General features: G+C 55.4%; 1 protein-coding gene. It reads left to right on the forward strand.

All coding sequences use genetic code 11. The features are described from left to right. Positions 1-567 (forward strand): ABC transporter substrate-binding protein (locus ACTHUR_RS16695; RefSeq protein ID WP_440399806.1); only part of this gene is annotated, 567 nt, incomplete at both ends.

A 567-nucleotide genomic window follows, 5' to 3' on the forward strand; every position in this document is an offset into this window, starting at 1 on the left:
GTACCACTTCTACTGGAGCGACGTGGCCAAAGTGGAAACGCCCAGCGATCGCACCGTCGTGTTCCGCTTCAAACAGCGCAACTCAGAATTGCACATGATTCTCGGCAGCCTGCCCGTCTTCTCGCATAAAAGCTATCCCAAAGGCCTGGCCGCCGCACCCAACAGCCTGCCGATCGGCTCCGGCCCCTACCGTTTTGCCAAAGCCGAAAACGGCCGCATCAGCGAGTTTGTCCGCGACAAAAACTACTGGGCGCAAAATCTGCCCGTACGCAAAGGCCGCTACAACTACGACCACATCCGCATCAAATACGTCAAAGACGAAGTTGTCCGCATCGAAGGACTGAAAGGCGGCCAATATGACTTCGTACAAGAAAACGTCGCCCGCAACTGGGCACGCGCCTACTCCGACGAAGTCCTCCAAAAACGCAATCTGTCCAAACACGAATGGATACAAAACAGCACGGCCGGCATGCAAGGCTTCGTCATCAATATGCGCCACAAGCACTTGGACAATGTTTACGTCCGCCGCGCCTTGATTGAAAGCTTCGACTACGAAGGCGTCAACCG

The sequence above is a fragment of the Neisseria sp. P0021.S007 genome (genome assembly GCF_051956855.1).